Below are 3,316 nucleotides of genomic sequence, written 5' to 3'. Positions count from 1 at the left end.
TCTCCCGGAGGGGAGGGGGCCGGGGGGTGGGGTAACACGGCAGGGCTACTTTTGCCCCATGCCCCTGCCCTATCACCGCCTCGTCGTCAAAATCGGTTCCAACGTGCTCACCCAGGCCAATGGCCTGCCCGACGATGCGCGGCTGGCGCACTTGGTGGCGCAGCTGGTGGGCCTCAAGGCGCAGGGGCTCGAAATAATCGTGGTGTCGTCGGGGGCGGTGGCGGCGGGGCGCAGCCTCATCACGCTGCCGCCCAAGGCCGATGCCGTGCGCAGCCGCCAGCTACTGGCCGCCGTGGGCCAGGTGAAGCTGCTGAGCCGCTACGCCGCCCTGCTGGCCGAGCACGACCTGCTGGGCGCGCAGGTGCTGGTAACGAAGGAGGATTTCCGCGACCGCCAGCACTACCTCAACATGCGCGCCTGCTTTCAGGAGCTGCTTCAGCAAAACGTGGTACCTATTGTAAATGAAAACGATGTGGTATCGGTAACAGAGCTGATGTTTACCGACAACGACGAGCTGGCCGGGCTGGTGGCGAGTATGCTTGACGCCGACGCGCTCATTATTCTGAGCAATGTGGACGGCATTTTCGACGGCGACCCGTCGCGGCCGGGGGCGCAGGTAATCCGGCACATTGCGCCGGCCGATACGGGCTTTGCCGAGTTTGTGACGGCCACGCGCTCGCAATTTGGGCGCGGCGGCATGCTCACCAAGTGCTCCATCGCGCACAAGGTGGCCGGGCTGGGCATCAGCGTGCACATTGCCAATGGCAAGACGCCCGACATCCTACCCAACCTACTGGCCGAAAAGGCTATCAGCACCTGGTTTCAGCCCAGCAAGCGCGCCTCGGGCACCAAAAAATGGCTGGCCCACGCGCAGCTCACCCGCGCCACGGTGCAGGTGAATGCTGGCGCGCGGGCCGCCCTACTGGCGCCCGGCCAGGCTACCAGCCTGCTGCCGGTGGGCGTGGTCGGCATTGAGGGCGAGTTTGCGAAAGGCGACCTCGTGCGCCTGACCGACGACACCGGCCATGCCCTCGGGCTGGGGCTGGCCGAGTACGGCTCGGACAAGGCGCTGGAGCGACTGGGGCAGCAGGGGCAGCGGCCATTGGTGCATTATGATTATTTGTTTTTGACGGAGGATGTGCGGTAAGCTTTAGCTTGCCGTGAAAAGCTCCCAACGGCAAGCTAAAGCTTACCGCACACTGGTATGACCAACTACACCGCCTACTTCGCCGCCACCCGGCAGGCCAGCCGCGCCCTCGCCGCCGTGGCCCCCGCCACCATCGACGCCCTGCTGCGCGCCCTGGCCGACGCCACCGTGGCCCAGACCGACTTCATCCTGGCCGAAAACGCAAAGGATTTGGCCCGGATGCCCGCCACCGACCCGCGCCACGACCGCCTGCGCCTCACCCCCGAGCGCCTGCAAGGCATCGCCCAGGACTTGCGCAACGTGGCTGGCCTACCCTCACCGCTGGGCGCGGCGCTCAGCGAGAAAACCCTGCCCAACGGCCTGCACCTGAGCAAGGTGCGCGTGCCGCTCGGCGTGGTGGGCATCATTTACGAAGCGCGGCCCAACGTTACTTTCGACAGCCTGGCTTTGTGCCTGAAAACCGGCAATGCCTGCCTGCTCAAGGGCGGCTCCGACGCGGCGGCTTCCAATGCGGCGCTACTGGCGGTGGCCGGGCCGGTGCTGGCCGCCCACGGCGTGCCCCCGGCCGCCGCCACGCTGCTGCCGCCCGCGCGCGCCGCCACCGAGGCGCTGCTCGGGGCGGTGGGCTACGTCGATGTCGTGATTCCGCGCGGCAGCCAGGGGCTGATTGACTACGTGCGCCAAACGGCGCGGGTGCCCGTTATCGAAACCGGGGCGGGCGTGGTGCACACCTATTTCGACGAAACCGGCGACCTAGCCAAGGGCCGCGCCATCGTGGCCAATGCCAAAACCCGCCGCGTGAGCGTGTGCAATGCGCTGGACTGCCTGCTGCTAAACGAGCACCGTCTGAGCGACTTGCCCGCGCTGACCGCGCCGCTGGCCGAGGCGCAGGTGCAGCTCTTTGCCGACGGGCCGGCCCACGCGGCGCTGGCCGGCCACTACCCCGCCGCGCTGCTGCACGCAGCCACGGAAGAGCACTTTGGCACCGAGTTTCTCGATTATAAGCTGGCCATCAAGACGGTGCCCGACCTGGAGGCGGCGCTCGACCACATTGCCCGCCACGGCTCGCGCCACAGCGAGGCAATTATCTCTGAAAACCAAGCCAATATCGACACTTTTCTGCGCTCGGTCGATGCCGCTGCCGTGTACGCCAACGCCTCTACGGCCTTCACCGACGGGGCGCAATTCGGGCTGGGGGCCGAAATCGGCATCAGCACCCAGAAGCTGCACGCCCGCGGCCCGATGGGCCTGGAGGAGCTGACGAGCTACAAGTGGCTGGTGCGCGGCCAGGGTCAGGTGCGGACGTAAATTCAGGGTACCGCAAGCTGTAGCTTGCGAGCGAGCATCAACGTTGGCTGGCGTTGGCGAGCGCGGCTGCTCGCTGCGCTCGCTCGCAAGCTAAAGCTTACGCTACATAACTTACCGCTATGAAACTGCTGCTTTCGCTCGGCCTGCTCCTGCTCGCCTTACCAGCCCTGGCCCAAAGCCCGCTCAACCTGCGGCTGCGGCACGAGCTGGACAGCATTCGGGTGCAGGACTGGCGCTACCGCAAGATACTGTCGCGCCTGCGCGAGGGCCAGGAAGACTCGCTATCGACAGCACTGCACCTACCTGTAGACCAATTGGTTGACTACGCACGCACGCGCATGCAGCGGGCCGATAGCAGCAATTTGCGCCGCGTGGAAGACATCATCTGGCGCTACGGCTACCCCGGCAAAACCCTGGTGGGCCGCCCCACCAACGAGGCCGCCTGGTACGTGCTTCAGCACTCCGATAAGATTGCGCAGTACCTGATTTGGGTGCAAAACGCGGCCGAAGCGGGCGAGCTTCCCTTCTATCGCTACGCCCAGATGCTCGACCGCAAGCTCATGGACGACGGCCAGGAGCAGCTGTACGGCACGCAGTGGGGCGGCTACACGGTGCTCGACCAAGCCACCGGCAAGCCGCACACCATCGCCCTCGTGTGGCCCATCAAGGATGCCGATAAGGTGGATAAGCGCCGCCGTGAGGCTGGCTTTGCCACCACCCTGGCCCAGAGCGTCGCCAAAATCGGCATTCCCTACATCCCGGTCACGCTGGAGTACGCGCTGTGGCTTCAGCAGGAAGCCGCCGCGTTCGCTAGCGCGCGGTGAGTGAGTGGGTGAGTGAGTGAGACACTAGGCACTCGGT

3 protein-coding genes are annotated in these 3,316 nt (G+C 65.9%); all 3 read left to right on the top strand.

Going from position 1 to position 3,316, the window contains the following annotated elements:
• The first annotated feature begins 58 nt into the window (after positions 1-58).
• The 3 genes from proB to VFO93_RS01730 all read left to right on the top strand — a co-directional run bounded on the left by proB (position 59) and on the right by VFO93_RS01730 (position 3,279).
• On the top strand, positions 59-1,147 hold the full coding sequence (gene proB / locus VFO93_RS01740) for a glutamate 5-kinase (RefSeq protein ID WP_325132582.1): 1,089 nt from the start codon (positions 59-61) through the stop codon (positions 1,145-1,147).
• A 57-nt stretch (positions 1,148-1,204) separates the two neighbouring features.
• Positions 1,205-2,455: a glutamate-5-semialdehyde dehydrogenase gene (locus VFO93_RS01735; RefSeq protein ID WP_325132581.1), complete on the top strand. Its 1,251-nt coding sequence runs from the start codon at positions 1,205-1,207 to the stop codon at positions 2,453-2,455.
• A gap of 119 nt (positions 2,456-2,574) precedes the next feature.
• Complete coding sequence (locus tag VFO93_RS01730; RefSeq protein ID WP_325132580.1) at positions 2,575-3,279, top strand: DUF6624 domain-containing protein; 705 nt, start codon at positions 2,575-2,577, stop codon at positions 3,277-3,279.
• Positions 3,280-3,316 lie beyond the last annotated feature (37 nt).

The sequence above is a fragment of the Hymenobacter sp. genome, assembly GCF_035709525.1.
Classification (GTDB): Bacteria; Bacteroidota; Bacteroidia; order Cytophagales; family Hymenobacteraceae; genus Hymenobacter.
Note: the sequence above shows the minus strand (reverse complement) of the source record. Positions and strands in the feature narration are given on the sequence as shown.

What these genes read in the sequence shown, in the direction of transcription:
- proB (WP_325132582.1), top strand. Translation starts at nt 59, where the DNA reads ATGCCCCTGCCCTATCACCGCCTCGTCGTCAAAATCGGTTCCAACGTG.
- VFO93_RS01735 (WP_325132581.1), top strand. Translation starts at nt 1,205, where the DNA reads ATGACCAACTACACCGCCTACTTCGCCGCCACCCGGCAGGCCAGCCGC.
- VFO93_RS01730 (WP_325132580.1), top strand. Translation starts at nt 2,575, where the DNA reads ATGAAACTGCTGCTTTCGCTCGGCCTGCTCCTGCTCGCCTTACCAGCC.